Below are 25,247 nucleotides of genomic sequence, written 5' to 3'. Positions count from 1 at the left end.
AGGGGCCTGTAGCTCAGTTGGTCAGAGCGCCGCGCTTACACCGCGGAGGTCGCCGGTTCGAGACCGGCCGGGCCCACCCACGTCGACGGCCCGGTGCGTCGGACGATCGGTGCGTCGGACGCCGCGGCGGCTCCGCCCGTCAGCTGGCCAGCGCCGCCAGCGCCTCGCGGTACGCCGCCAGCGGCCGCGCCTGCCCGCGCGGATTCACCACGCTCCAGCGCAGCACCCCGTCGGCGTCGACGAGGAACGAGCCGCGCAGCGCGTGCCCCGTGGCGTCGTCGAAGACGCCGTACGCGCGGGCGGCGGCGCCGTGCGGCCAGAAGTCGGAGAGCAGGTCGAAGGTGAACCCCTCCTGCTCCGCCCACGCCCGCAGGGTGAACATCGGGTCGCAGGACACGGCGAGCAGCCGCACGCCGGCGGCGTCGAACGCCGCGATGTTGTCGCGCAGCTCGCAGAGCTCACCGGTGCAGATGCCCGAGAACGCGAACGGGAAGAACACGATCGCTGCCGGCGTGCCGCGCAGCTGCGCCAGGGTGACCGGCGTGCCGTGCGTGTCCGGCAGCGCCAGGTCCGGGGCGGGCGCCCCGACCGCGGGGGCGCTCGCGTTGCTCACTTGCCGCGACCGCGCGTGGCCAGCCGGGTGGCGGACCAGTCCGGTCCGATCGCGAAGGTCGTCATCGCGTGCAGGCCCGAGGTGTTCGCGGCCTCCTCGATGTCCGAGTGCGACACGTGGCCGCGCCGGCCCGCCTTGGGGCTGAACACCCAGATGGGACCGCTGTCGTCGAGCACGGTCATCGCGTCCACCAGGGCGTCCGTCAGGTCCCCGTCCTCCTGGCGGAACCAGATGACCGCACCGTCGGTGACGTCGTCGTAGTCCTCGTCGACGAGCTCCGTCCCCGTCAGGGCCTCGAGCCCCGCGCGGACGTCGTTGTCGACGTCGTCGTCGTAGCCCAGCTCCTGGATCACCTGCCCGGCTGTGAAGCCGAGCCGGGCGACAGCCTGCGTCGCGGAGTCGTCCGCGGTGGATGACACGTCGGCCGGTTCCCTTCTCCCCCGGTGCGCCGCAATGTCCGCGGACCCACCTGTCGATGTCGGCACACGTTAGCCCACCGCAGGCCCGGCGGCTCTGGCAAGTGGCAGTCCGCCCGGGCGTGTCACGGACGTCACGCCCCCACGGAGCGGTCACGGTGTGACTTTCTGTGCCCGTCGGACCGAGAATGGTGCGACTACCCGCAACCGCACCCCGCGCACGACGCGGTGCGCCGGATGCGGGCAACGCAGCGTGCCGAGGGCGCCACCAGGCGCCGGGCGCGCACGAGACGCGAAGGAGCACCGGTGGCTTCCATCGACGAGACGGGCCCCCTGATCGGCGGCCTGCTCAGCCAGGTCCCCGACATCGACCCGGAGGAGACCGGTGAGTGGGTCGAGTCCCTCGACGGACTGATCGAGGAGAAGGGCGGCCCGCGGGCCCGCTACGTGCTGATGAGCATGCTGCGGCACGCCCGTCAGCGCAACGTGGCGATCCCCGCGTCGCTGAACACGCCGTACGTCAACACGATCGCGGTGCACAACGAGCCGTACTTCCCCGGTGACGAGGTCATCGAGCGCCGCTACCGCTCGTGGATCCGCTGGAACGCGGCCGTCATGGTGACGCGTGCGCAGCGCCCCGGCGTGGCGGTCGGCGGGCACATCTCGTCGTACGCGTCCGTCGCGACCCTCACCGAAGTGGGCCTCAACCACTTCTTCCGCGGCAAGGACCACCCCGGCGGCGGCGACCAGGTCTACTTCCAGGGCCACGCCTCCCCCGGTGTGTACGCCCGCGCCTTCCTCGAGGGCCGGCTGTCCGAGCACCAGCTCGACGGCTTCCGCCAGGAGCTGTCGCACCCCGGCGGCGGCCTGCCGTCCTACCCGCACCCGCGCCTGGCACCCGAGCTGTGGGAGTTCCCCACGGTCTCCATGGGCCTGGGCCCGGCGTCCGCGATCTACCAGGCGTGGACGAACAAGTACCTGCACAACCGCGGGATCAAGGACACGAGCCAGCAGGACGTCTGGGCGTTCCTCGGCGACGGCGAGATGGACGAGCCCGAGTCCCGCGGCATGCTCCAGCACGCTGCCCAGCAGGGCCTGGACAACCTCACCTTCGTCGTCAACTGCAACCTGCAGCGGCTCGACGGCCCGGTGCGCGGCAACGGCAAGATCATCCAGGAGCTCGAGGCGCAGTTCCGCGGTGCCGGCTGGAACGTCATCAAGGTCATCTGGGGCCGCGAGTGGGACGTCCTGCTCAACGCCGACAAGGACCGCGCCCTGGTCCACCTGATGAACACCACGCCCGACGGTGACTTCCAGACGTACCGCGCCGAGAGCGGCGCGTTCATCCGTGAGCACTTCTTCGGCCGCGACCCGCGCACCAAGGCGCTGGTCGAGAAGATGACGGACGACGAGATCTGGGCCCTCAAGCGCGGTGGGCACGACTACCGCAAGCTCTACGCGGCGTACAAGGCCGCCCGTGAGCACACCGGTCAGCCGACGGTGATCCTCGCGCACACGATCAAGGGCTACGGGCTGGGCTCGGGCTTCGCAGGGCGCAACGCGACGCACCAGATGAAGAAGCTCAAGGTCGAGGAGCTCAAGACCCTGCGCGACTCGCTGCACATCCCGATCACGGACGAGCAGCTCGAGGAGAACCCCTACCTGCCCCCGTACTACAACCCGGGGCCCGAGGACGACGCGATCAAGTACATGCTCGAGCGGCGCCGGCAGCTGGGCGGGTTCGTCCCCGAGCGGCGCAGCGCGCACACCAAGCTGACGCTGCCGGGCGACAAGACGTACGAGAGCCTGGCCAAGGGCTCGGGCACGCAGGAGGTCGCCACGACGATGGCGCTCGTGCGCCTGTTCAAGGACCTCGTCAAGGACAAGGAGTTCGGCCACCGCCTGGTGCCGATCATCCCGGACGAGGCCCGCACGTTCGGCCTGGACTCGATCTTCCCGAGCGCGAAGATCTTCAACACCAACGGCCAGAACTACATGGCCGTGGACCGCGAGCTCATGCTGAGCTACAAGGAGTCCGAGGCCGGGCAGATCATGCACACCGGCATCAACGAGGCCGGTTCCGCGGCCGCGTTCCAGTCGGTGGGCACGTCGTACGCGACGCACGGCGAGCCGCTGATCCCGTTCTACTTCTACTACTCGATGTTCGGGTTCCAGCGCACCGGCGACCAGTTCTGGGCGGCCGGCGACCAGATGGCGCGCGGCTTCCTCATCGGCGCCACGGCGGGCCGCACGACGCTGACGGGCGAGGGCCTGCAGCACGCCGACGGCCACTCGCCGCTGCTGGCGGGCACCATGTCCCACGTCGTGCACTACGACCCGGCCTACGGGTACGAGATCCGGCACATCGTGCGCGACGGCATCCAGCGGATGTACGGCGAGCCCGACGGTCGCGACCAGGACGTCATCTACTACCTGACGGTCTACAACGAGCCGATGGTGCAGCCGGCGGAGCCCGAGGGCGTCGACGTCGAGGGCATCCTCAAGGGCATCCACCTCATCGCACCGGCCGAGGGTGACGGGCCGCGCGCCCAGATCCTCGCGTCCGGGGTCGCGGTGCCGTGGGCGCTCGAGGCCCGGCACCTGCTGGCCGAGGACTGGGGCGTGCGCGCCGCGGTCTGGTCGGTGACCAGCTGGAACGAGCTGCGACGCGACGCGCTGGCCGCCGAGCAGCACGCCTTCCTCAACCCGGGCGACGAGGTGCGTACCCCGTACCTGACCGCCAAGCTCCAGGGCGCAGAGGGCCCGTTCGTCGCCACGACGGACTACGACCACCTCGTGCCCGACCAGGTGCGGGCGTGGATCCCGGGTCGCTACGCCACCCTGGGCGCCGACGGCTTCGGGTTCTCCGACACCCGCGCGGCGGCACGTCGGCACTTCAAGATCGACGGTCCGTCGACGGTGGTGCGGGTGCTGCAGCAGCTGGTGCTCGAGGGCAAGGTCGACCCGTCCCTGCCGGCGCAGGCGATCGAGCGGTACCGCCTGCACGACGTCACCGCCGGCACGTCCGGCAACACGGGTGGCGACTCCTGACGCCACGCCGCACGACGAACGCCCCCGGCCCTGCGGCCGGGGGCGTTCGTGCGTTCGTGGGTGGTGCGCGGTGGACGGCGTGCCGGGGCGACCCGGCGCGTCAGGTGCCGGGGATGGACTGCTGTGCGCGCGCGATCTCCTGCGCCAGCTCGGCCTTCAGCCCGGAGACGGTCGGCTGGTCCGGGTACAGGTCCAGCGACGTCAGGTGCTGCTTGGCCTCGAGCGGGCGGTCGGCGGCGATCGCGGCCCGGACGAGCTCGCGGGCGACGTCGGGGACGTGCTCGCGCGGCCGCCAGTGACCGACCCCGAGGTTGAGCGCCTCGACGGGCTGCCCGGCGTCCGTGAGCAGGGCCAGCGCCTGCGTCAGCGCCTGACCGGAGGGGTCGCGCTCCGCGGCGGTCGTCAGCCGGCGGATCGTCCCCTCGTGGTCGTCGCGCACGGAGAGCCGTGCGACCTCGATCAGCGGGAACCAGGCGCGCGGGTTGCCGGCGAGCTCCTCGCCGAGCGACCACACGGCCAGGTCGGCGGCGTGCTGCCGCTCGTGCTCGACGTTCGGCGCGGTCAGCGGGTCCTGCTCGGGGACGGACTCCGCGGCCCGGCGACGCACGATCTCGGCGAGGGCCTGGAAGGCGCGCTCGTTGTTCGGGTCGTCGCTCAGCATGGACCGCAGCGCGTCCTCGTGGAGCGTGTCGCCGCGTCGCGAGGCCTTCGTCGGGCGACGCGCCCCGACCGTGGAGGCCGAGGAGGGTCGCCTCATGAGCTGTCGCAGGCGGGGCAGAAGAGCCATGCCGAGACCCTATCCGGTCAGCCCGCGCCGCACCTTCCCGAGGACCCTCACGGGTGCGTGCGACGCTGCCGGACATTTGTCGACTTCCCACAACAGCGCCCCTATGCTCGCGCCATGGCGACGTCTCCCCGGACGCCGGCGGCGCGTGCGCCCCGTCGCACCGTTCCCCCCGTCCCCGACGGCGGCACCGCCGCCCCCAGTACGCCCGCGGACCAGAGCGAGACGCAGCGGCGCGTGCGCGAGGGCACAGGTCTGCTCGCGGCCGCGGCCATGCGTCGGCTGGACGCCGACCTCTCGTGGTACCGCGCGCTGCCGGCCGAGGACCGGTCCTGGGTCAACCTGGTCGCACAGGCGGGCATCACCGCGTTCGTCACCTGGTACGCCGACCCGACGCAGCCCCCGCACGGCGTCGGTGAGATCTTCGCCACCGCCCCGCCCGAGCTGACGCGCTCGATCTCGCTCCAGCACACCCTCCAGCTGGTCCGGGTGGTCGTCGACGTCGTCGAGACGCACTCCGACCGGCTGGCCGCCCCGGGCGCGGAGCGCGAGCTGCGTGAGGCCGTGCTGCGGTACTCGCGGGAGGTGGCGTTCTCCGCGGCGGAGGTCTACGCGCGCGCCGCCGAGGTGCGCGGCGCCTGGGACGCCCGCCTCGAGGCGCTGGTCGTGGACGCGCTGGTGCGCGGCGACGCCGACGACGCGCTGCGCTCGCGCGTGTCCGCCCTGGGCTGGAGCGGTCGCGGCGCGACGCTCGTCGTCGTGGGCACCACGACGGCCCACATGGACGAGGTCCGGGCCGCGGACCTGCGCCGGGCGACCCGGCGTGCGGCGGACGACGCGCTGGTCGGCATCCTCGGGGACCGCCTGGTCGTCTTCCTGGGCGGCGAGGGCGACCTGCGTGCCGCCGCGATGTCGCTGCTGCCGCGCTTCGGGCCCGGGCCCGTCGTCGTGGGTCCCACGGCCACCGGGCTGGCCGAGGCCACGCGCTCGGCGCGTGCCGCCCTCGCGGGGCTCGCCGCGGCCGCCGGCTGGGAACAGGCGCCACGGCCGGTGCACGCCGACGACCTGCTGCCCGAGCGGGTCCTCGTCGGGGACGCCGAGGCCCGCCGGGCGCTCGTCGAGCGGGCCTACGCCCCGCTGGCGGCGAGCCAGGGGTCCCTGCTCGAGACGCTGTCGGCCTACCTGGGCGGGGGCCGGTCGCTGGAGGCCGCCGCCCGATCGCTGTACGTGCACCCCAACACCGTCCGGTACCGGTTGCGGCGTGTGGCCGACGTCACGGGCTGGGACCCGCTCGACGCACGCGAGTCGTACGTGCTGCAGACGGCACTGGCCGTCGGCAGGCTCGACGGCGCGGCGGGCTGACCGGCAGGTCGCCGCACCGCGACGGGACCTTTGTACGGGTCCGACAACGCTGGGTCGCGAGGTTGGTGCGTGGCGCGACCGGGCGGGGTCGTGCGGGCACGGCACAGTGGTCACGTGCTCGTCGTCGCCTGCCCCGGCCAGGGTGCCCAGTCCCCCGGCATGCTCGCCCCGTGGACGGAGGTCGACGGCTTCGTCGACGCCCTGCACCGCGCGAGCGAGGTCACCGGGACCGACCTGCTCGCGCACGGCACGACGTCGGACGCCGAGACCATCCGGGACACCGCGGTCGCCCAGCCGCTGCTGGTGGCCACCGCCCTGGCCACCCTGCGGGCCGTGCTCGGTGCCCCCGCGGGAACCGCGCTGCCCACGGCCGCCCGCGGCACCGTCGACGTCGTCGCCGGGCACTCCGTGGGTGAGCTCGCGGCCGCCGCCGTCGCCGGCGTCCTGACCGACGACGAGGCCCTGCGCCTGGTCGCCGTGCGTGGCGCCGCCATGGCCCGCGCCGCCGCCGCGTCGCCCACCGGCATGCGCGCGGTCCTGGGCGGCGACCCGGAGGAGGTGCTCGCACGGCTCGCGGAGCTCGGGCTCGTGCCGGCCAACGTCAACGGGGCCGGGCAGGTCGTCGCGGCAGGGCCGCTCGACGCCCTGGCAGCGCTGGGCGACGCGCCTCCGACGCGTGCCCGCGTCGTCCCGTTGCAGGTGGCGGGCGCCTTCCACACCGACGCCATGGCGCCCGCGGTCGAGGAGCTGGCGGCCGCCGCCGCGCACGTCACCCCCCGCGACCCGGTCGTGACGCTGCTCGGCAACGGCGACGGCGCCGTCGTGCGGGACGGCGCGGACGCCGTGGCCCGCCTCGTGGCCCAGGTCGCCCGCCCCGTCCGGTGGGACCTGTGCCAGGCGACGCTCGTCGACCTGGGTGTGACCGCGCTCCTCGAGGTGGCCCCCGGCGGCGTCCTGACCGGCCTGGCGCGTCGTACGCTGCCGGGCGTCGAGACCCTCGCCCTGAAGTCCCCCGCCGACCTCGACGCCGCACGCGACCTCGTCCGTCGGCACGCCGGTACCGCCCTGACCCCCCAGGAGAGCCAGCCGTGACCCGTCCGACCCTCACGCAGGCCACCGGGCCCGCGCACACCCGCATCCTCGGGCTCGGCGCGGTGCGCGGCGAGCGCGTGGTCCCCAACGACGACCTCGTCGGCCCCATCGAGTCGTCCGACGAGTGGATCCGCCAGCGCACGGGCATCGTGACGCGGCGCCGCGCCGGTGAAGGCACCGACGTCCTCGACCTGGCGGAGGGCGCCGCCCGCGCCGCGCTGGAGCACGCCGGGTTGACCGGCGCGGACATCGACGTCGTCATCCTGTCCACGGTGACGTACTTCCACCAGACGCCCGCCGGGGCCGCCATCCTGGCCGACCGCATCGGCGCCACGCCGGCCGCGGCGTACGACATCTCGGCAGCCTGCGCGGGGTACTGCTACGGCATCGGTCAGGCCGATGCCCTGGTGCGTGCCGGGACGGCCCGCCACGTCCTGGTGATCGGCGCGGAGAAGATGAGCGAGTTCGTCGACCCGACGGACCGGTCCATCTCCTTCCTGCTCGGCGACGGTGCGGGCGCCGTCGTCGTCGGCCCGTCCGACACGCCCGGGATCGGCCCCACGGTGTGGGGCTCGGACGGCAGCCAGGCGCAGGCGATCCGCCAGACCCACTCGTGGCTCGCGACCCGCGACGAGGGCGCCGGGTGGCCGACCCTGCGCCAGGAGGGCCAGTCGGTCTTCAAGTGGGCCGTCTGGCAGATGGCCCCCGTCGCCCAGAAGGCGATGGACGCCGCCGGCGTCTCCCCGCAGGACATCGAGGCGTTCGTCCCGCACCAGGCCAACATGCGGATCATCGACCAGCTCATCAAGCAGCTGCGGCTGCCCGAGAGCGTCGTCGTGGGACGGGACATCGCCGACACCGGCAACACGTCCGCCGCGTCGATCCCCCTGGCCACGGAGCGCCTGCTGCGCGAGGGGCAGGTCGGCTCCGGCGCGCTCGCGCTGCAGATCGGCTTCGGCGCCGGCCTCGTCTACGCGGCCCAGGTCGTCGTCCTGCCCTGACCCGGTCGGCGCGGACCGCGCCTGTACCGTTCAGCACGTCCCAGCACCACCCGACACGAGGAGACACGATGGCGCACAGCGAGCAGGAGATCCTGGCCGGACTGGCCGAGATCGTCAGCGAGGAGACCGGCCTGCCGACCGACTCCGTCCTGCCCGAGAAGTCCTTCACCGACGACCTCGACATCGACTCGCTGTCGATGATGACGATCGTCACGCTCGCGGAGGAGAAGTTCGACGTCCAGATCCCCGACGACGAGGTCAAGAACCTCGCCACCGTGGGCGACGCCGTGAGCTTCATCGCCGGCGCCCAGGCCTGAGCCTGCGCGCCGCACCCGCGGCACCCGGGCGGTGCGCCGGCCTGCGGCCGTGCGCACCGCCCGCCTGACCCAAGGAGAACCCCATGAGCACCGTCCCCGAGGTCGTCGTCACCGGCCTGGGCGCCACCACGCCGCTCGGCGGTGACGTCCCCAGCACGTGGCGGGCGGCGCTGGCCGGTGAGTCCGGCGCGGCCACGTTCGAGAACGACTGGGCCGAGCGCTACGACATCGCCGTGAACTTCGGGGCGATGGTCAAGGTCCCCGCGGACCAGGTGCTCCCCCGGCCCGAGCTCAAGCGGATGGACCCCTCCGCGCAGTACGCGGTCATCGCCACGCGCGAGGCGTGGGCGGACGCGGGCTCCCCCGAGGTCGACGGCGACCGCCTCGGCGCCGTGGTGTCCTCGGGCATCGGCGGCATCTGGACGACCCTGGACGCGTGGGACACGCTGCGGGAGAAGGGCGGTCGCCGGGTCCTGCCCATGACCGTGCCCATGCTCATGCCGAACTCGCCCGTCGCGTACGTCTCGCTGGAGCTCGGTGCCCGTGCCGGCGCGCACGCGCTCGTCTCGGCGTGCGCGTCCGGTGCGGAGGCCATCGGGTACGCCGTGCAGATGATCCGCGACGGACGTGCCGACGTGGTGGTCGCGGGCGGCACCGAGGCCACGATCCACCCCATGCCCATCGCCGCGTTCGCGGCGTCACGCACCCTGTCGACACGGAACGACGACCCCGCGGGGGCGTCGCGCCCGTACGACGTCGACCGCGACGGCTTCGTCATCGGCGAGGGCGCCGGCATCGTGGTGCTGGAGTCCGCCGCGCACGCCGCGGCGCGCGGTGCCCGCGTGTACGCACGGATCGGCGGCGTCGGCCTGTCGGCCGACGGCTACCACCTGACGTCGCCCGAGCCGTCCGGCGACGGGCAGGTCCGCGCGATGCGCGCCGCCCTGGCCGACTCCGGCGTGGCAGCCGCCGACGTGACCCACGTCAACGCGCACGCGACGTCGACGGTCGTGGGCGACCTCATCGAGGCCCGCTCCATCCGCGGTGTGCTGGGCGACGACGCCGACCACGTGGCGCTCTCGGCGACCAAGTCGATGACCGGGCACCTGCTCGGCGGCGCCGGTGCGCTCGAGACGATCTTCACCGTCCTCGCGGTGCACGACCGCCAGGCGCCGCCGACGATCAACGTCGCGAACCCCGACCCGGAGCTGGTGCTCGACCTCGTGCGCGACACCCCGCGCGCACTGCCCGCCGGTCCCGTCGCCGCCATCAACAACTCGTTCGGGTTCGGCGGTCACAACGTCGCCCTGGTGGTCACCTCCGCCTGACGCGGGCCTGCGGCGCCGTCCGCGGGCCTCCGGGCGGGCCATCACCGCGCACCTGCCCGGTCGCACGACGGCGCCCGCTCCCCTCTCCGGGTGCGGGCGCCGTCGTGCGACCGGTCGGTGCGTCAGCCGACGCGGTGCAGCCACCGCACGGGCGCGCCGGCGCCCGCGTAGCGGAACGGCTCGAGCTCGTCGTCCCACGCCTGCCCGAGGGCCAGGTCGAGCTCGGCACGCAGCCGCTCGGGTTCGGCGGCGTGCTCGAGCGCCGCGCGGATCCGGTCCTCGGGGATCACGACGTTGCCGTGCACGTCGGTGGCGGCGTGGAAGATGCCGAGCTCGGGCGTGTGGCTCCAGCGCGACCCGTCGACGCCGGCGCTCGGCTCCTCGGTGACCTCGTAGCGCAGGTGCGCCCAGCCGCGCAGCGCGGACGCCAGGCGGGCTCCGGTGCCCGGTGCCGCCTGCCACGACAGCTCCGCGCGGTAGAAGCTCGGCCCGGCGGGCTGCTGCGTCCAGTCCAGGCTGACGCGCGCGCCCAGCGCGTTGCCTGCCGCCCACTCGACGTGGGGGCACAGCGCGCGCGGCGCGGAGTGCACGAAAAGTACACCGCGGGTGATGGCACCGGCCATGTCGTCCTCCCGGTTGGGCTCGAGGGTCGCCTTCCCCAACGACCTCGCCCCGTGTCGGGAACGTCATCAGCACGGATGCAGCGCACGCGGCGTGCACGGCACAGGATGCCCCATGCGTCGCCGCAGGTCCAGCGGACGCGCGGGACGTCTCAGAGCTGCTCGCGGATGGCCCGCATCGCCTTCTTGCGCACGGAGCGCTCGAGCCGGTCCAGGTACAGCATGCCGTCGAGGTGGTCGACCTCGTGCTGCAGGCAGCGCGCCATGAGCTCGGTGCCCTCGACCACGACCTCCCGGCCGTCGAGGTCCGTGCCCACCACGCGGGCGTACCAGGCCCGGTGCGTCGGGAACCACAGCCCCGGCACCGACAGGCAGCCCTCGTCGCCGTCCTGGTACTCGTCCTCGGACAGCTCGACGATGACGGGGTTCAGCACGTAGCCGATCTCGTCGTCGATGTTCCACGAGAACGCCCGCAGGCCGACGCCGATCTGGTTGGCGGCCAGGCCGGCACGCCCCTCCATGTCGACGGTCTCGAGCAGGTCCTCGACGAGCGAGCGGACCCGGTCGTCGATCGTGGTGATCGGGTCGCACGGGGTGCGCAGCACGGGGTCGCCGACGATGCGGATCTCACGCAGGGCCATGTCCTGATCCTTTCACGTCCCGCGGGCGCATCGGCCCTTCGCCCGCGGGGCGGTGCGTGCTGCACCGGCCGGACGCAGCACGACGCCGGTGGCGATCAGGTCGCCACCGGCGTCGGTGTCGTGGGTGCGTCGTCGTCGACGGCCCCTCGGGTCACTCCCCCGCGCGCTGCTGCGGGACGCCCGTCAGGAGCTGCCGGACCTCCGCCTCGTGGAAACGGCGGTGGCCGCCGAGGGTGCGGACCGCGGAGAGCTTGCCGGCCTGGGCCCAGCGGGTCACGGTCTTCGGGTCGACCCGGAACAGCACCGCGACCTCGCCCGGGGTGAGCAGGCTGCCCTGCGTGAGCGGGGCCTCGTTGGCAGGCGTGTGAACAGCCATGACTGGTTCTCCTTCATCGTTCGGTAGCTCGGCTGGCCCTGTGGGCCCCGTGGCTTTGCGTCCCCACCTTGCGGCGGGTTTGCCGTTGTCGCTGACGTGAACGACTATGCCCCAATCTGGACAACTGTGCAACAACCGCCGCCGTGCCTGATCTGTCCGGAGCGGGTGAAAAGTCAGAGGCGCCCGAACCGTGCCCGGATGCCGCAGTACGCCCCGAACGCGATCAGGCCCACGGCGACCAGCAGGAGCAGCACCGGACCACCCGGCGCGTCGCGCAGCGCCACCAGCGCCCCGTCCAGGCCGGTCGCCTCCTGCGGGTTGGCGTCCGCGGCGGCCACGACGAACAGCACGCCCACGATGCCCAGCGCGACGCCCTTCGCGGTGTAGCCGACGACGCCCGCCTGGCGCGCCACCCGTCCCGTGGTCCCGGCAGGCAGCCGCCGCAGGTCCTCGAGGAACTTCTTCGTCAGGCCCTTGTGCACGTGGTAGGCACCCACGGCCACGATGCCGACGCCGACAGCGCCGACGAGCAGCCGGCCGCCCGGCGCCTGCATGAGCTCGCCCGTCACGCTCGACGTCTGGCTGCCGCTGCCGGAGCCCGACCCGCGCGCGAAGGCGAACGCGGTGACGCCGAGAGCGACGTACACCGCGGCCTTGCCGCCGGCCTTCGCCCGCTCCGACGTCCCGCCCGCGGCGCCGCTGATGGCCGCGGCCGCGTACCAGGCGCCGAGCGCCAGGAACGCCACGCACGTGAACCACAGCACCACCGCCCCGAACGGGGAGGACGCGATCTTCTCGAAGGCCCCGGACTGGTCGGCGCTCCCGGCGGAGGACCCGAAGGCCAGCTGCACCGCCAGCACACCGATCAGCACGTGCACCAGGCCGGAGGCCGCGTAGCCCGCCCGTGCCCCCAGCTCCCACGCCCCCTGGCGGGATCCTGTCGCGACCGTGGTCATGTCACCTCCTCGACGCGGGCCCCCACCGGCCGACGTGCGTCGGCGCCCGGGGTGATGGTGGCAGTGCCGTGCGCCGTCGGCATCCGCTGGCGAGGGCGGCCACGTCGCGCCCCACATCGTCGGCGCCCGCCGCGCCGTCGGTAGGCTGCGGGCGCGGGCCAGTAGCTCAGTCGGTCAGAGCAGCGGACTCATAATCCGTCGGTCGTGGGTTCAAGCCCCACCTGGCCCACCGTCGGACCGGGTCGCGCCCTCCACGTGCGGGGACTTCCGCGCACCCCTACTGTCCTCGCCATGCCGACCGCCCCGACCCGTCGCCGGGACCTGGTGCGCGCCGCGGTGCTCGGCACGGTGGTGGTGCTGCCCGTCGTGGCCCTCGCCGTCGCCGTGCGTGGGGAGTCGGGCACGGTCGTGCGCGTCGACCACGCCGTGGTGCGGGCGGCGACCGACCTGACCCGCGCGTCGGACGGTCTGCGCACCGTGCTCGTCGTCTGGCAGGAGCTGTTCGCCGCGCGGTGGCTGAACCTGCTGCTCGTGCCGGCCGTGTGCGTGTGGGCGTGGCGTCGGCACCGGCTGCGCGAGCGCGTGTGGTGGGCGGCGGCGACCGTGGCCGTGGGCTGGCTCCTGCAGCTCGTGGCCAAGGGGATCGTGCAGCGCACGCGGCCCGTCATCGAGGACGCGGTCGCCCACGCCCCCGGCTCGAGCTTCCCCTCGGGTCACGCGGCGAACACGACCCTCGTGGCCGTCACGCTGACCCTGCTGCTGTGGCCCGTCCTGGGGCGCCGGGGCCGCGTCGTGGTGCCGCTGACCGGCGGCGTGCTCGTGGTGCTGACGGCCGCGGACCGCGTGCTCCTCGGCGTGCACCACCCGTCGGACGTGGTCGCAGGCGTCCTGCTGGGCCTCGCCGTGGCGGGCGCGTCGTACGTGGGGTGGCGCCGTGGCCCGACCCCGCACGGCACCGGCACCGGCACGGAGGACGAGGCCACGCACGACGCCGCTCGCGACATCCCGCACCCCGCTCCCGGCTCCTCGTGAGCCCCGTCCCCGGAGGACCTGTGAACGCCTTCTGGCACCGCTACGAGACGGACAGCACACGACCCGACGGCCGTGAGGTGCGGCGCGACCTCGCCCGGCGCGTGCTGGTGCCCGCAGCCGTGCTGTGGTGCGTCGTCGTGGGCCTCGGTCTGCTCGTCACGGGTCCGCTGGGCGGGTTGCCGGCGGAGGCGGGCGTCAACACGTGGTTCGTGGAGCAGCGCACCCCCGCGCTGGACGCGGTCACCACGGTGCTGTCGGCGATCGGGCAGACGGAGTTCCTCATCGGCGCGTGCCTCCTGGCGATCGCGCTGACGTGGTGGCGGACGCGGCAGTGGTGGTACGCGGTCGTGCCCGGCCTGGCCGTGGCCGTGCAGGCGGTGATCTTCCTCACGTCGGCCCTGGTCGTCGGGCGGGAGCGGCCCGAGGTCGAGCAGCTGGACCACGCACCGCCGACCTCGAGCTTCCCCAGCGGGCACACCGGCGCCGCGACGGCCTTCTACCTGACGCTGGCCTTCCAGGCCCAGCGCGTGCGCCACCCCGTCGCCCGCTGGGCGCTGACGCTGCTGTGCGTGCTCGTGCCGGTGGCGGTCGGGGTGGCGCGGGCCTACCGCGGCATGCACTCGCTCAGCGACGTCCTGGTGGGCGCGCTCAACGGCGCCACCTGCGCCGTCATCGCGTGGAACTACCTGCGTCGCACCCCGGTGACGGGCGCGGACGAGGCAACGGTGCGGGAGCACGCTCCCGCACGACTACCGTGACCACGTGGCCCTGTTCTCCCGGCGACGCCGGCTGCCCGACGACCTGCGACGCGCTCTCGACCTCCGGTCGGACGCGATCCTCGCCTCGACCCCGCTCGACGACGGCCGGTGGGCCGTGGCGACGCGCCGCGCCCTGCACGTCGTGGGCCCGTCCGGAGCCGCGCGCACGCCCTGGGCGGACGTCGACCGCGGTGCCCTCGACGCCGAGAGCCGCACGCTGACGGTGCACTGGGTCAACGGCGCGCGCACCGACCTCGTGCTCGCGTCCGACGTGGACGCGTGGGACCTCGTGCAGACGTTCCGCGAGCGCGTCCAGCAGTCGGTCGTGCACGTCGAGCACGTGCCGGTGGGCGCCACCACGGTCCGGGTCGCGCTGCGCCGGGACGAGCACGGCGACCTGTTCACGCAGGTGATCGGTGACGCCGCGGTCGACCTGGCCGACCCCGCCATGGTGCGCCGGCTGGCCGACGCCGAGGCCCGGGTCCGGGCGGAGGCCGGTCTCGCGCCCTGACGGGACCACGGCCCACGCCCGCCGTGTCGGCCGCACCCCCCGGAGCCTGCTAGGGTTTTCCCCGCACGATCCCCCGTAGCTCAATTGGCAGAGCATTCGACTGTTAATCGAAGGGTTACTGGTTCGAGTCCAGTCGGGGGAGCATCATCGAGGCCTCCGCCCCGCGTCACCGCGGGTCGGAGGCCTTCGTGCTGCCGGGGCGCGGACGTGCCGGCAGGCGCAGCGGCAGCTCGTGCAGCACGACGTCCGCCACCCGGCCCGCGCGCAGCGTGAACGTCAGGTAGGTGCAGCGCGGCATGCGTCGCCGGTCGGTCGGCGACCCCGGGTTCAGCAGGCGCAGACCCCGCGGCGTCACGGAGTCCCACGGCACGTGGCTGTGGCCGAACACGAGCAGGTCCAGGTCGTCGAACCGGTTGTCGCAGCGGCGCTCGCGCCCGGCCGCGGCGCCGGTCTCGTGGACGACGCCGAGGCGGACGCCGGCCACCTCGGCGCGCGCGACCTCGGGCACGCGCGCGACCAGCGCGGGCGGGTCGTTGTTGCCGTGGCAGGCCAGCAGCCGGGCCGCGCGGTCCTCGAACCGGTCGAGCAGGTCGGTGGAGACCCAGTCCCCCGCGTGGACCACCAGGTCGGCGGCGGCGACGGCCTGCCAGACCTCCACGGACAGGTCCCGGGCGCGGACCGGCACGTGCGTGTCGGCGACGGCGCACACGCGCACGGCGTCGGTGCTCACGGGCGTCGGAACGCGCGGCGGTCGACCGCGTCGCGCCGCGGGCGCAGGGCGGCACGGCAGCGCTCGCACACGTGCTGCACCGCGTCCGCGTGGCGGCCGACCTCGGGCAGCGCGTCCACCCAGGCGACGTGCGGGAACCGCCCGAGCGAGGAGCGGCTCAGCGCGAGCCCGCAGACCGTCTGGTTGGTGCCGCCCACCCACGCGTGCACGTCCCCGGCGGGGCGTCGCACGCCGTCGGGGTCGACCCACGTGCTCGAGGCGGCCACCTGGGCACCGGTCGGTCGTCGCACCATCCCCCGTCCCTCCTGCGCCGCGGGGCCTCGCGCGGCGCGCCGTCAGCCTCGCACGGGCCGCGTGCCGCCACCACACGTCCTGCCGCGCCGCGCGGGTGCGGCGGGCCTAGCGTGAACCCATGGCCCGGCTCGCCCTGCGCACGCTGATCCTCCTCGGCTCGGCCGCGATCGGCCTGCTGGTCGCCGCGGCCGTGGTCCCCGACATGACGCTGCGGGCCTCCGGGTTCGTCGTCGCGGTGGTGGTGTTCGCGCTCGCGCAGTCGCTGCTCACCCCGCTGGTGACGCGCCTGAGCACGCGGTACGCCCCCGCGTTCCTCGGCGGTGCGGGACTGGTCTCGACGTTCCTCGCCCTCGTGCTCGCCTCGGTCCTCACGGACGGTCTGCGGATCGTCGGGGCAGGGGCCTGGGCTCTCGCGACGCTGGTGGTGTGGGCCGCCACCGCCCTGGCGGCGGTGGCCCTGCCGCTGGTGCTCCCCCGGGGTCGCGGCGCCGGCGGCAGGCGGTCGGCGACGACGCCCGCGGGCACCGAGGCCGAGCCCCGCTGAGGGCCAGGCGCACAGCCGGGCGCACGGCCGGTCCACGCGGGTCGCCACGACGCCCCGATCAGCGTCCTGACCTGCGGTTCCACAGGGCTGCACGCCGGGGCTGGACGAACGCCCCCGCGGGCCTCACACTTGCCTCGGCCCCGCTCGTCACGGGACCTCACCCCCGCATCGCCCCCGCTTCGCCGTGCCCTCCTCCGGGCGCCCGCCGACCGTCCCCCGGCAGGGTCCGGAGACGCCGTCGACCCCTCTCCCGTCCCCCTGTCTCCACCCGTCGTCCGGCCCGTCTGGCCGGGGAAGGATGCGTCGTCGTGCTGCGCTCCGTGGCCGCCCACCTCTCGCTCGACGTCCACGCGCCGCTCGAGCTGCTCCTGGCCGTGGCCGTGGCCGAGGGCCCGCACGACCGCACCGAGTCGCTGATGGCACGGTCGGACGACGACCCGCTCGAGGTGCAGGAGATCAAGACCGCGCACGGCGGCCGGGTGCACCGCGTCCTGGCGCCCGCCGGCCGCGTGGTCGTGGACTACCAGGCCACCGTCACGGGGCAGGCGTCGACGCCGCCGGTCGAGGACGTCGACCTGGTCGAGTACCGCAGGCCCAGCCGCTATGCCGACTCCGACCGGCTGCTGGCGTTCGCGCGCGACCAGTTCCGCGGGCTGGCCGGCACCGACCTGCTGGACGCCGTCGTGACGTGGGTGAGCCGGCACGTCACGTACCTGTCGGGCTCCAGCCTGCCGACCGACGGCGCGACGGACACCCTCCTCAAGCGCCGCGGCGTCTGCCGCGACTTCGCGCACCTCGTCGTCGCGCTGCTGCGCGCGTGCGACGTGCCCACGCGGCTCGCGTCGGTGTACGCGCCCGGCCTCAAGCCGATGGACTTCCACGCGGTCGCCGAGGCGTACGTCGACGGCGCGTGGTACGTCGTGGACGCGACAGGGCTGGCGCCGCGGGAGTCCCTGCTGCGCATCGCGACCGGCCGCGACGCCACCGACACGGCGTTCCTGTCGTACTACGGCGGCAGCCTGCGCCTGCGCGCCCTGACGGTCACCGCGGTCACGGACACGCGCGTCGTCGACGACGGCACGGGGCTCGTCGCGCTGCGCTGAGCACCGGGCAGCACCACCGCACGGGCGCCAGGACCGCGCGGTCAGGCGCTGCGCAACGACCGGCGCTGTGCCTCGAGCTCCATGAGCTCACCCAGCAGGGCGCGCTGCTCGGCGGGGTCGGCGTCGGCGCCCAGGCGCTGCAACCTGCCCCGGACGTCCGCGATGCGGCGCGTGATCCCGATGTCCACCAGGCGCAGCACCACGCCGCGCACGTACGCCGGCAGGGCGTCGGGTCGGTCCTCGGGCAGGGGCGCGACCGACAGCTCGGTCAGCAGCGCGTGCACGGGCTCGGCGGCCTCGTCGATCACGGCCCCGACCCACGCCGTCCCGCCGCCCGCGGCCACGACCCCCTGCGCGGCCGCGACGCCCCCCGCCGCGCGCACGGCCTCGTGCACCGCCCGGTAGGCCGGTGCGGTGCAGGCGTCCGGTGCGAGCTGGTCGAACTCCGGCGGGACCAGCGTCGGGTGCTGCAGGACCACCTCGAGCGCCGTCCGCTCCACCTGGGCGACGGGGTCCCTCCGGTCCGGTGCCGCCATGCGCGCCACCGGCACGGGTGTCGGTCCCGCCTCCCCGGACCGGCGTCCCGCGTCGCGCTCCGTCGGTCGCGCGCCCGGCCGCGGCCCGCGGCGGGCGGCGTCGGCGACGGCACGGCGCACCCCCGTGACGTCGTCCATGCCCAGCCAGCCCGCCAGCAGCCGCTCGTACTCCGGGCGCAGGGCGGAGTCGCGGATCCCCGCCACGACCGGAGCCGTGGCACGCAGGGCCGCCACGCGCCCCTCGGCGGTCCGCAGGTCGTGCGCGGCGAGCGTCGAGCGGATGACGAACTCGAACAGCGGCTGCCGGGAGGACACGAGCGCACGCACGGCGTCCGGCCCACGGGCCTGGCGCAGGTCGCACGGGTCCATGCCGGACGGCTCGACGGCGACGAACGTCTGGGCGGTGAGGGCCTGGTCCTCGCCGAACGCGCGCAGGGCGGCCTTCTGGCCGGCGGCGTCGCCGTCGAACGTGAAGACGATCTCGCCGCCCACGGACGAGCCGCCCGCGAGCTGCACGCCGGCGGCACCGCCGGAGTCACCGACGAGGCGCCGCACGATCCGGGCGTGGTCCGGCCCGAACGCCGTGCCGCACGTGGCGACCGCGGTGCGCACCCCGGACAGGTGCATGGCCATCACGTCGGTGTAGCCCTCGACCACGACCACCTGCTTCTCGCGGGCGATCTCCCGCTTCGCCAGGTCGATGCCGTAGAGCACGTGGGACTTGCGGTACAGCGGCGTCTCGGGGGTGTTGAGGTACTTCGGGCCGTTGTCCTCGTCGAAGAGGCGCCGGGCGCCGAACCCGACCGTCTCCCCCGTGACCTCGCGGATGGGCCACACCAGGCGGCCGCGGAACCGGTCGTAGATGCCCCGCTGGCCCTGGCTGACGAGCCCGGAGGCCGTCAGCTCGGCCTCGGTGAACCCCCGCCCGCGCAGGTGCCGCAGCAGCGCGTCCCAGCCCTGCGGGGCGAACCCGACACCGAAGTCGTCGGCGGCGGAGCGGTCGAAGCCCCGCTCGGCGAGGAAGGCCCGGGCGGCGGCTGCCTGCGGCTGCACGAGCTGCTCGCGGTAGAACTCCTCGGCGATGCGGTGCGCGTCGAGCAGACGCCGACGCCGTCCGGGCTCCTCGCCGGGGCGCGACGGGCCTCCGCCCTCCTCGTACCGCAGCTGCATGCCCGCCCGTGAGGCCAGGTACTCCACGGCGTCCGTGAACCCCAGGCCGTCGACCTTCTGGACGAAGGCGATGACGTCGCCGCCCTCACCGCACCCGAAGCAGTGGTACCGGCCCACCTGGGGGCGCACGTGGAACGACGGCGACCGCTCGTCGTGGAAGGGGCACAGGCCCTTCAGGGAGCCGACACCCGCGGGCCGCAGCGCCACGTGCGCGCCGACGACCTCCTCGATGTGCACACGCTCACGGACGGCCTCCACGTCCTCCCGCAGAATCCGTCCGGCCACGTGCGTGAGTCTAGGCGTCCACGGGACCTGCCCGGACGCGTCCAGGACGCCCCTCGCCGTGGGCGTCCGCATGGTGTCGAATGTCCTGCGCGCCGCGCGTCATGGCGGTGACGGGCGATCCGCGCCCGGCACGAGGAGGCCGACATGGAGTACCTGCTCTTCATCTGCACCGACCCCGAGGGTGAGCAGCCCGCACCCGACGACCTGACGATCGAGCAGTGGGGCGCCGACGTGGACGCCCGCGGCATCTGGCGGCACGGCGACCGGCTGCGTCCCGTCGAGGCGGCCACGACGGTCCGCCGCCGGGGCGACCGGGTCGTCCTGACCGACGGACCGTTCGCCGAGACCCGTGAGCAGATCGCGGGGTACGACGTCATCGAGGCCGCGGACCTGGACGAGGCCCTGGCGGTCGCCGCGGCGCACCCCATGGCCCGCGCCGGGCGGATCGAGGTCCGGCCCGTCTGGCCGCTGGACGCCGGCGACTGACGGCGGCTCAGTGCCGCGGCGGGTGCACCAGCCGGGCGTGCAGCCCGACCGCCGACACGTCCGTCAGGGAGGCGACCTGGTCGACGACGACGCGCAGGCGACCGGCGTCGTCGTCGGCCGCGCGCCAGTCCGCGGCGAACGGCGGCTCCAGGGCGTCCGGCCCGCGGTCGGTGAGCACGTGCACGAGGTCGGTGAGGATCTCGCGCTGGCGCTGGTACAGCGGCTCGAGCTCCCGGGGCGCCATGACGTACGCGACGGCCAGGCCCTTGAGCACGAGGATCTCCGCGAGCGTGTCGTGCGGCACGACGAGCTCGGCGGCGTAACGGGTGAGCGGACCGTCGCCGTAGCGGGCCCGCGTCGCCTGCTGGGCCGCCTTGGCGAACCGGCCGATGAGCTGGCTCGTCGCGTCCTTGAGCACGGCCAGCGCACGCCGCGACCCGTCGAACCCCGCCTCCCACAGCCGCGCGGCGACGAGGCGGTCCATGGCGGCCTCGAGCTCCGCGCCGGTGACCTGCGCCCCGTACCAGGTGTCCACGGCCTCCACGACGCGCGCCCGCTCGTCGGGGCGCGTCAGCACGCCCAGGTCGAGCCGGCCGCCGACGACCGCGTCCTCGACGTCGTGCACGGAGTACGAGATGTCGTCGGCCAGGTCCATGACCTGGGCCTCGAGGCACTTGCGGCCCGCGGGCGCGTCGGCGCGCAGCCACTCGAACGCCGGCAGGTCGTCCTCGTAGACCCCGAACTTGTGGGTCGGGCGACCGCTGGCGGGGCTGATCGGCCCCTGACCGTAGCGCCACGGGTACTTGACCGACGCGTCGAGGCTGGCGCGCGTGAGGTTCAGCCCGACGGACCGGCCGTCGGGCGCGACCACCTTGGGGTCCAGCCGCGTGAGCAGCCGCAGCGTCTGGGCGTTGCCCTCGAAGCCGCCGATGCCGCGCGCCAGCTCGGCCAGCGCCCGCTCGCCGTTGTGCCCGAAGGGCGGGTGACCCAGGTCGTGCGCGAGGCACGCGCTGTCGACGACGTCGGGGTCGCACCCCAGCGCCTTGCCGATCTCGCGCCCGACCTGCGCCACCTCGAGCGTGTGCGTCAGGCGCGTGCGCACGAAGTCGTCCGAGGACGGGCCCAGCACCTGGGTCTTGGCGCCGAGCCGCCGCAGCGCCGAGGAGTGCACGAGCCGGGCCCGGTCGCGCTCGAACGGCGTGCGCTCGCGCGACTTGACCCCCTCGTGCACCCACCGCTCCCGGTCGGCGTCGGCGTACCCGTCGACGTCGGGGGCGAGGTGGTCGAGTGCTGTCACGTGCCCAGCGTAGATGTCCGGGGCCCGCGTGCTCAGCCCTTGACGGCGCCCGCCGTCAGCCCGCCCACGATGTACTTCTGCAGGAAGAGGAACAGGACGAGCACGGGCAGCGCCGAGATGACGGCACCGGCGGCGAACAGACCCCAGTTGGCCTCGAGCAGCGCGGACACCCAGCCGTACAGCCCCACGGCGACCGTCCAGTTCGCCTCCGACTGCAGCACGAGCCGGGCGATGATGAACTCGCCGAAGGTGCTGATGAAGGACAGCAGCGCGACGACGGCCAGGATCGGCGTGACCAGCCGCAGGATGATCGTCCAGTACGTCTGGGCGTGCGTCGCGCCGTCGATCTTCGCCGCCTCGTCGAGCTCGCGCGGGACGGTGTTGAAGAACCCGTACATGAGGAAGGTGTTCACGCCGAGCGCGCCACCCAGGTACACCGCGATCAGGGCGAGCTTGCTGTTGAGGCCGAGCACCGGCACGACGTTGCCCAGCGCGATCAGCAGCAGGAAGATCGCGACGAACGCGAGCATCTGCGGGAACATCTGGACGATCAGCAGGGCCGTCAGGCCGGCACGCCGCCCGGTGAACCGGAAGCGCGAGAACGCGTAGGCGGCCGCCGCTCCCATGAGCACCGTGCCGACCCCGGTCGCGATCGCGATCTGCAACGAGTTGGCGAGCCAGGTCCAGAACAGCGTCCCGCCGAGCGCCTCGTAGTTCGCGGTGCTGACGGACGAGAACAGCTCGTTGGAGCCGGTCAGCGTCCCGCCCTCGGAGAGCGACGCCGAGATCACGTAGACGATCGGGAACATCGCGTAGAGGACGAAGAGCACGCCGACGACGTGCCGCCACCCCAGCTCACGGAGCCAGCGGGCGGGACGCATGCGCGGCTGCGCCGCGCTCGAGGGGGTGCGGGTCGGGAGCGTGACGTCGGTGGTGGCCATGTCAGTTGATCTCCTCGAACTGCTTCGTCCGCTTGAACGTGATCGCGGAGATGGTCGCGACGATCACGAAGATCACGATGGACAGCGCTGACGCCAACCCGTAGTTCTTCGCCGCCGTCCCGTCCAGCCCGGACACGGAGTACACCATCGAGATGAGGATGTCGGTGTGGCCGAGCGGCACCGACGCGTCGGGGAACCGCGGTCCACCCTTGGTCAGCATGTAGATCAGGGTGAAGTTGTTGAAGTTGAACGCGAACGACGAGATGAGCAGCGGTGCCGTCGAGACCAGCAGCAGCGGCAGCGTGACGGAGCGCCACGTGCGCATCGCGCTGGCCCCGTCGACCTTCGCGGCCTCGAGCACGTCGGCCGGCAGCGACTGCAGCGCCCCCGTGCAGATGAGGAACATGTACGGGAAGCCGAGCCACAGGTTGACACCCAGGACCGAGAGCTTGGCCAGCCAGGGGTCCGTGAGCCACGGGATCGCCGCTCCCCCGAGCAGCACCTGGTTGATGAAGCCGTACGACCGGTTCAGCATGCCGGACCACAGCAGAGCGGCGAGGAAGGCCGGGATCGCGTACGGGAAGATCAGCAGCGTCCGGTAGATCTTGCGGCCGCGCAACCGCGTGTCGTTGAACGTGATGGCGAGGAAGAGCCCGAGCAGGAACGTCGAGACGACGGACAGGATCGCGAACGCGAAGGTCCACAGCAGGATCTTCACGAACGGTCCGGCGTAGCGCTCGTCCGCGAAGGCGGTCTTGAAGTTGTCCAGGCCGACCATGACGCGCCAGCCGACGTTGAGCTGCTGGCCGTCGTCGGAGCGGAACGTGCCGTCCGACGTGGCGCGGTACACCGTGCCCGTCGTGACGTCGGTCATCGTGTCGGCCTCGGGGTCCCACTCGAGGGACGGGATGGACACGAAGCCGGTGCGGGCGTCCTGCGTCCGGATCGAGCCGTCCTCCGGGTCGTCGGACAGCGGGACCCGCAGCTTGGTGACGTCACCCTGGCGCGCGAGGACCTCCTGCCGGCTGAGCACGGTGGCACCGGGGACCTCGGTCACGCGGCCGTCGTCCACGGTCGCGGCGTCGTCCACCCGCAGCGGCTCCTCGGCCGTGCCGACCTGCGCCTCGCCGTCCTCGACGATGGCGAAGCCGAGCTGCCCGCCCCGCTCGATGACGGTGAGGGGGTAGGTCGCCGAGCCCTCGACGCGGCGCTCGTTCTGGATGAGCAGCGCCTCGACGGCCTGCTCCTTCGTCGAGTTGTGCCCGTCGCCGTAGTTGGTGAAGGCGACCCATCCCGTGTACCCGACCACGTAGACCTGGAACACGAGCAGGAACGCCAGGCCGGGCAGGACGTACTTCAGCGGCAGCGTGCGCCGCGAGAAGTACACCCAGTCGGCGACGAGGACCAGGACCACCATGGCCGCGAGGATCCCCATGTGACCCTCGCGCCAGGCGGCCAGGATCCCGTACACGCCCAGCGCGTTGACGACCGCCATGAGCGCGATCTTCACGAGCACGCCGACACGGAACGGTTCCCGCGGGCGACGCCCGTGGTCGGTCACCACGGGACCGGAGGTCCCGGGGGTCGGTCCGCCCGCGGCCCCGGAGGGGTCCGTGGTGTCACCGGCGAGGGTGGGGTGCGTGGCCATCGCGCGCCTTCCGTGCAGTCGGTCGGCGCGTCGGTGCGCCGGGACGGTGGCCCGCGGACGGTCCGCGGACCGGGTCGGCCGTACCGCGGGACGGCTCCCGCGGTACGGCCGGTGTCGGGTCAGGAGCCGATCGCTCCCTGGATGTCGGCGATCATCTTGTCCCAGGCGGCCACGGGCTCGGCCGCGCCGGAGATGATGTTCGCCTCGGTGACTCCCCAGAAGGCCCAGACCGAGCCCATCTCGGGGATCGACGGCATCGGCACGGCCTCGGCGCCGACGGCCGCGAAGCCGGCGGTGATCGGGTCCGCGGACGCCTGCTCGGCGGCCGACTTCAGGGCCGGCGGACGGTTGCCGGCCTCGTACAGCGCGAGCTGCGCCTCGTCCGTCGCCATGGAGTTGACGAGGAAGTCGTTCGCGAGCAGCGCGTTCTCGCTCTGCGCCGACACGTAGAAGCCCTGCACGCCCACGAACGGCTGGGCGAGCTCACCACCCGCGGACGGGATGGCGTCGATCGACAGCTCGAGGTCGCCGAACTGCTCGATCATCCACGGACCGCCGATGATGAACGGCGACTCACCGTTCTTGAACGCCTCGACGGCGATGTCGTACGTGATGTCGGTGGACAGCACGCCCGCCTGGCCCTGCGTCTGCAGCCACGTCGCGAACGCCTGGCCCTGCGCGCCGCCCATGCCCAGCTCCGTGGAGTAGGAGCCGTCGTCGTTCTGCACGAAGACGGGGGCTCCGAAGGACGTCTGGAGCGGGTAGTACGTGTAGGGGTCGCCCTCGGTCCCGGTCTGGATGAGGAACGGGTACAGCGTGCCGGCGGCCTGGCCCGCGGCGATCGCCTCGTCCCACGTCGCCGGCGCCGTGGCGGCCAGCGCGGTGTTGCGGATCAGCGCGACGTTCTCGATCGCGTACGGCAGGCCGTAGACCTGGCCGTCCTGCGTGAAGGCCTCGATCGCGACCTCCTCGAAGTCGGCGGTCTTGTCGCCCAGCTCGATGGGGGCCACCACGCCGTTGGTGGTGAACTCGCCGAGCCAGTCGTGCGCGCCGACCGTGATGTCGGGGCCCTCACCGGTCGGGACCTGCGCCAGGAAGTCGGCGCGGATGTCCTCGAAGTTCTTGAGCACCACCTCGACGTCGACGTCGTTCTCGGACTCGAACGCCTCGGCGGCCTGCTCGACCGCAGCCTGCCGGGTCTCGTCGACCCAGACCACGAGCGCGTCACCCGAACCGGCCGAGCCGGTGGTGGCGTCGCCCGAAGGCTCGTCGCTGGAACCGCTGCACGCCGTGAGCGTCAGCGCGAGGCCGAGCGTGAACGCAGCGGCCGGGATGCCTCGTCGCATCTTGTTGTC

Annotated in this window: 26 protein-coding genes, 3 tRNA genes and 1 riboswitch; of the genes, 15 read left to right on the top strand and 14 right to left on the bottom strand. The window is 73.7% G+C overall.

Annotated elements, in window-relative coordinates; genetic code table 11:
- Nucleotides 1-2: 2 nt before the first annotated feature.
- Nucleotides 3-76: transfer RNA gene (locus J1G43_RS08750), tRNA-Val, on the top strand.
- Between the two features lie 63 nt (nucleotides 77-139).
- On the opposite strand, the gene J1G43_RS08745 is transcribed toward J1G43_RS08750, so the two are convergent.
- Both J1G43_RS08745 and J1G43_RS08740 read right to left on the bottom strand, forming a co-directional pair.
- The gene (locus tag J1G43_RS08745; protein ID WP_207341098.1) at nucleotides 140-613 is read right to left on the bottom strand and encodes a peroxiredoxin; all 474 of its coding nucleotides are present in this window, start codon (nucleotides 611-613) and stop codon (nucleotides 140-142) included.
- On the bottom strand, nucleotides 610-1,032 hold the full coding sequence (locus tag J1G43_RS08740; RefSeq protein WP_207341097.1) for a DUF3052 domain-containing protein: 423 nt from the start codon (nucleotides 1,030-1,032) through the stop codon (nucleotides 610-612). Before J1G43_RS08740 ends, J1G43_RS08745 begins: the two co-directional genes overlap by 4 nt.
- A gap of 303 nt (nucleotides 1,033-1,335) precedes the next feature.
- On the opposite strand from J1G43_RS08740, the gene aceE reads away from it, so the two are divergent.
- Nucleotides 1,336-4,080 carry a pyruvate dehydrogenase (acetyl-transferring), homodimeric type gene (gene aceE / locus J1G43_RS08735; protein WP_207341096.1) on the top strand — a complete coding sequence of 915 codons (2,745 nt, stop codon included), beginning with the start codon at nucleotides 1,336-1,338 and terminating at the stop codon, nucleotides 4,078-4,080.
- 100 nt (nucleotides 4,081-4,180) lie between these two features.
- Here the strand turns inward: aceE and J1G43_RS08730 are convergent, their stop codons facing one another.
- Entirely contained in the window at nucleotides 4,181-4,867 is a 687-nt protein-coding gene (locus J1G43_RS08730; RefSeq protein ID WP_207341095.1) for a hypothetical protein, read from the bottom strand.
- A gap of 114 nt (nucleotides 4,868-4,981) precedes the next feature.
- Here J1G43_RS08730 and J1G43_RS08725 point away from each other — a divergent pair, with 114 nt between their 5' ends.
- From J1G43_RS08725 to J1G43_RS08705, 5 genes are all read left to right on the top strand, one after another.
- On the top strand, nucleotides 4,982-6,226 hold the full coding sequence (locus J1G43_RS08725) for a CdaR family transcriptional regulator (RefSeq protein ID WP_207378332.1): 1,245 nt from the start codon (nucleotides 4,982-4,984) through the stop codon (nucleotides 6,224-6,226).
- A 114-nt stretch (nucleotides 6,227-6,340) separates the two neighbouring features.
- The gene (locus tag J1G43_RS08720) at nucleotides 6,341-7,318 is read left to right on the top strand and encodes an ACP S-malonyltransferase (protein WP_207370550.1); all 978 of its coding nucleotides are present in this window, start codon (nucleotides 6,341-6,343) and stop codon (nucleotides 7,316-7,318) included.
- Nucleotides 7,315-8,319, top strand: coding sequence for a beta-ketoacyl-ACP synthase III (locus J1G43_RS08715; RefSeq protein ID WP_207341092.1), 1,005 nt, complete (start codon nucleotides 7,315-7,317; stop codon nucleotides 8,317-8,319). Before J1G43_RS08720 ends, J1G43_RS08715 begins: the two co-directional genes overlap by 4 nt.
- A 68-nt stretch (nucleotides 8,320-8,387) precedes the next feature.
- Nucleotides 8,388-8,636 carry an acyl carrier protein gene (locus J1G43_RS08710; RefSeq protein WP_089799580.1) on the top strand — a complete coding sequence of 83 codons (249 nt, stop codon included), beginning with the start codon at nucleotides 8,388-8,390 and terminating at the stop codon, nucleotides 8,634-8,636.
- 83 nt (nucleotides 8,637-8,719) lie between these two features.
- Nucleotides 8,720-9,964, top strand: coding sequence for a beta-ketoacyl synthase (locus tag J1G43_RS08705; RefSeq protein WP_207341091.1), 1,245 nt, complete (start codon nucleotides 8,720-8,722; stop codon nucleotides 9,962-9,964).
- A 122-nt stretch (nucleotides 9,965-10,086) separates the two neighbouring features.
- Here the strand turns inward: J1G43_RS08705 and J1G43_RS08700 are convergent, their stop codons facing one another.
- The 4 genes from J1G43_RS08700 to J1G43_RS08685 form a co-directional block, all read right to left on the bottom strand.
- Nucleotides 10,087-10,587 carry a DUF3145 domain-containing protein gene (locus tag J1G43_RS08700; RefSeq protein ID WP_207341090.1) on the bottom strand — a complete coding sequence of 167 codons (501 nt, stop codon included), beginning with the start codon at nucleotides 10,585-10,587 and terminating at the stop codon, nucleotides 10,087-10,089.
- Between the two features lie 149 nt (nucleotides 10,588-10,736).
- Nucleotides 10,737-11,225 carry a peptide deformylase gene (gene def, locus J1G43_RS08695; RefSeq protein ID WP_207341089.1) on the bottom strand — a complete coding sequence of 163 codons (489 nt, stop codon included), beginning with the start codon at nucleotides 11,223-11,225 and terminating at the stop codon, nucleotides 10,737-10,739.
- Between the two features lie 151 nt (nucleotides 11,226-11,376).
- A complete protein-coding gene (locus J1G43_RS08690; protein ID WP_089799585.1) occupies nucleotides 11,377-11,601 on the bottom strand; it encodes a BldC family transcriptional regulator in 225 nt (74 codons plus the stop codon).
- Between the two features lie 19 nt (nucleotides 11,602-11,620).
- Nucleotides 11,621-11,695, bottom strand: a riboswitch (cyclic di-GMP riboswitch).
- A gap of 79 nt (nucleotides 11,696-11,774) precedes the next feature.
- On the bottom strand, nucleotides 11,775-12,557 hold the full coding sequence (locus J1G43_RS08685; protein ID WP_207341088.1) for a DUF1206 domain-containing protein: 783 nt from the start codon (nucleotides 12,555-12,557) through the stop codon (nucleotides 11,775-11,777).
- A gap of 155 nt (nucleotides 12,558-12,712) precedes the next feature.
- Here J1G43_RS08685 and J1G43_RS08680 point away from each other — a divergent pair.
- The 5 genes from J1G43_RS08680 to J1G43_RS08660 all read left to right on the top strand — a co-directional run bounded on the left by J1G43_RS08680 (nucleotide 12,713) and on the right by J1G43_RS08660 (nucleotide 15,000).
- A tRNA-Ile gene (locus J1G43_RS08680) sits at nucleotides 12,713-12,786 on the top strand.
- 62 nt (nucleotides 12,787-12,848) lie between these two features.
- Nucleotides 12,849-13,589 carry a phosphatase PAP2 family protein gene (locus J1G43_RS08675; RefSeq protein WP_207378331.1) on the top strand — a complete coding sequence of 247 codons (741 nt, stop codon included), beginning with the start codon at nucleotides 12,849-12,851 and terminating at the stop codon, nucleotides 13,587-13,589.
- A 20-nt stretch (nucleotides 13,590-13,609) separates the two neighbouring features.
- A complete protein-coding gene (locus J1G43_RS08670; protein WP_207341086.1) occupies nucleotides 13,610-14,347 on the top strand; it encodes a phosphatase PAP2 family protein in 738 nt (245 codons plus the stop codon).
- Nucleotides 14,348-14,351: 4 nt separating this feature from the next.
- Nucleotides 14,352-14,858 carry a hypothetical protein gene (locus tag J1G43_RS08665; RefSeq protein WP_207341085.1) on the top strand — a complete coding sequence of 169 codons (507 nt, stop codon included), beginning with the start codon at nucleotides 14,352-14,354 and terminating at the stop codon, nucleotides 14,856-14,858.
- A gap of 69 nt (nucleotides 14,859-14,927) precedes the next feature.
- Nucleotides 14,928-15,000: transfer RNA gene (locus J1G43_RS08660), tRNA-Asn, on the top strand.
- Nucleotides 15,001-15,024: 24 nt separating this feature from the next.
- Here the strand turns inward: J1G43_RS08660 and J1G43_RS08655 are convergent.
- On the bottom strand, nucleotides 15,025-15,588 hold the full coding sequence (locus tag J1G43_RS08655; RefSeq protein WP_307859529.1) for a YfcE family phosphodiesterase: 564 nt from the start codon (nucleotides 15,586-15,588) through the stop codon (nucleotides 15,025-15,027).
- Nucleotides 15,585-15,881 carry a hypothetical protein gene (locus J1G43_RS08650; protein WP_207341084.1) on the bottom strand — a complete coding sequence of 99 codons (297 nt, stop codon included), beginning with the start codon at nucleotides 15,879-15,881 and terminating at the stop codon, nucleotides 15,585-15,587. Before J1G43_RS08650 ends, J1G43_RS08655 begins: the two co-directional genes overlap by 4 nt.
- 119 nt (nucleotides 15,882-16,000) lie before the next feature.
- On the opposite strand from J1G43_RS08650, the gene J1G43_RS08645 reads away from it, so the two are divergent.
- Both J1G43_RS08645 and J1G43_RS08640 read left to right on the top strand, forming a co-directional pair.
- On the top strand, nucleotides 16,001-16,426 hold the full coding sequence (locus J1G43_RS08645; protein ID WP_207341083.1) for a phage holin family protein: 426 nt from the start codon (nucleotides 16,001-16,003) through the stop codon (nucleotides 16,424-16,426).
- 308 nt (nucleotides 16,427-16,734) lie between these two features.
- Complete coding sequence (locus J1G43_RS08640) at nucleotides 16,735-17,529, top strand: transglutaminase family protein (RefSeq protein ID WP_207341082.1); 795 nt, start codon at nucleotides 16,735-16,737, stop codon at nucleotides 17,527-17,529.
- Nucleotides 17,530-17,570: 41 nt separating this feature from the next.
- Here the strand turns inward: J1G43_RS08640 and dnaG are convergent, their stop codons facing one another.
- Nucleotides 17,571-19,520 (bottom strand): DNA primase, encoded by a 1,950-nt coding sequence (gene dnaG / locus J1G43_RS08635; RefSeq protein WP_207341081.1) that lies wholly within the window; start codon nucleotides 19,518-19,520, stop codon nucleotides 17,571-17,573.
- Between the two features lie 144 nt (nucleotides 19,521-19,664).
- Between dnaG and J1G43_RS08630 the strand changes: the two genes are divergently transcribed.
- Nucleotides 19,665-20,006 (top strand): YciI family protein, encoded by a 342-nt coding sequence (locus J1G43_RS08630; RefSeq protein ID WP_207341080.1) that lies wholly within the window; start codon nucleotides 19,665-19,667, stop codon nucleotides 20,004-20,006.
- Nucleotides 20,007-20,013: 7 nt separating this feature from the next.
- Here the strand turns inward: J1G43_RS08630 and J1G43_RS08625 are convergent, their stop codons facing one another.
- The 4 genes from J1G43_RS08625 to J1G43_RS08610 all read right to left on the bottom strand — a co-directional run bounded on the left by J1G43_RS08625 (nucleotide 20,014) and on the right by J1G43_RS08610 (nucleotide 25,238).
- The gene (locus J1G43_RS08625) at nucleotides 20,014-21,303 is read right to left on the bottom strand and encodes a deoxyguanosinetriphosphate triphosphohydrolase (RefSeq protein ID WP_207341079.1); all 1,290 of its coding nucleotides are present in this window, start codon (nucleotides 21,301-21,303) and stop codon (nucleotides 20,014-20,016) included.
- A gap of 32 nt (nucleotides 21,304-21,335) precedes the next feature.
- Nucleotides 21,336-22,244 (bottom strand): sugar ABC transporter permease, encoded by a 909-nt coding sequence (locus J1G43_RS08620; RefSeq protein ID WP_207341078.1) that lies wholly within the window; start codon nucleotides 22,242-22,244, stop codon nucleotides 21,336-21,338.
- 1 nt (nucleotide 22,245) lies between these two features.
- Nucleotides 22,246-23,892, bottom strand: a complete 1,647-nt coding sequence (locus J1G43_RS08615; RefSeq protein ID WP_207341077.1) for an ABC transporter permease subunit — start codon at nucleotides 23,890-23,892, stop codon at nucleotides 22,246-22,248.
- A gap of 119 nt (nucleotides 23,893-24,011) precedes the next feature.
- A complete protein-coding gene (locus J1G43_RS08610) occupies nucleotides 24,012-25,238 on the bottom strand; it encodes an extracellular solute-binding protein (RefSeq protein WP_207341076.1) in 1,227 nt (408 codons plus the stop codon).
- Nucleotides 25,239-25,247: the final 9 nt, after the last annotated feature.

Origin of the sequence: Cellulomonas sp. zg-ZUI22 (assembly GCF_017353535.1) — a bacterium.
In the GTDB taxonomy this organism is placed as follows: Bacteria; Actinomycetota; Actinomycetes; order Actinomycetales; family Cellulomonadaceae; genus Cellulomonas; species Cellulomonas wangleii.
The sequence above is the reverse complement of the archived record's forward strand: the minus strand, read 5'-3'. Positions and strand labels throughout refer to the sequence as shown.

Bases quoted from the DNA above. Each gene is read 5' to 3' on its own strand.
- J1G43_RS08730 (WP_207341095.1), bottom strand. From the start codon at position 4,867: ATGGCTCTTCTGCCCCGCCTGCGACAGCTCATGAGGCGACCCTCCTCG.
- J1G43_RS08725 (WP_207378332.1), top strand. From the start codon at position 4,982: ATGGCGACGTCTCCCCGGACGCCGGCGGCGCGTGCGCCCCGTCGCACC.
- J1G43_RS08710 (WP_089799580.1), top strand. From the start codon at position 8,388: ATGGCGCACAGCGAGCAGGAGATCCTGGCCGGACTGGCCGAGATCGTC.
- J1G43_RS08705 (WP_207341091.1), top strand. From the start codon at position 8,720: ATGAGCACCGTCCCCGAGGTCGTCGTCACCGGCCTGGGCGCCACCACG.
- J1G43_RS08700 (WP_207341090.1), bottom strand. From the start codon at position 10,587: ATGGCCGGTGCCATCACCCGCGGTGTACTTTTCGTGCACTCCGCGCCG.
- def (WP_207341089.1), bottom strand. From the start codon at position 11,225: ATGGCCCTGCGTGAGATCCGCATCGTCGGCGACCCCGTGCTGCGCACC.
- J1G43_RS08690 (WP_089799585.1), bottom strand. From the start codon at position 11,601: ATGGCTGTTCACACGCCTGCCAACGAGGCCCCGCTCACGCAGGGCAGC.
- J1G43_RS08685 (WP_207341088.1), bottom strand. From the start codon at position 12,557: ATGACCACGGTCGCGACAGGATCCCGCCAGGGGGCGTGGGAGCTGGGG.
- J1G43_RS08675 (WP_207378331.1), top strand. From the start codon at position 12,849: ATGCCGACCGCCCCGACCCGTCGCCGGGACCTGGTGCGCGCCGCGGTG.
- J1G43_RS08650 (WP_207341084.1), bottom strand. From the start codon at position 15,881: ATGGTGCGACGACCGACCGGTGCCCAGGTGGCCGCCTCGAGCACGTGG.
- J1G43_RS08645 (WP_207341083.1), top strand. From the start codon at position 16,001: ATGGCCCGGCTCGCCCTGCGCACGCTGATCCTCCTCGGCTCGGCCGCG.
- J1G43_RS08630 (WP_207341080.1), top strand. From the start codon at position 19,665: ATGGAGTACCTGCTCTTCATCTGCACCGACCCCGAGGGTGAGCAGCCC.
- J1G43_RS08620 (WP_207341078.1), bottom strand. From the start codon at position 22,244: ATGGCCACCACCGACGTCACGCTCCCGACCCGCACCCCCTCGAGCGCG.
- J1G43_RS08615 (WP_207341077.1), bottom strand. From the start codon at position 23,892: ATGGCCACGCACCCCACCCTCGCCGGTGACACCACGGACCCCTCCGGG.
- J1G43_RS08610 (WP_207341076.1), bottom strand. From the start codon at position 25,238: ATGCGACGAGGCATCCCGGCCGCTGCGTTCACGCTCGGCCTCGCGCTG.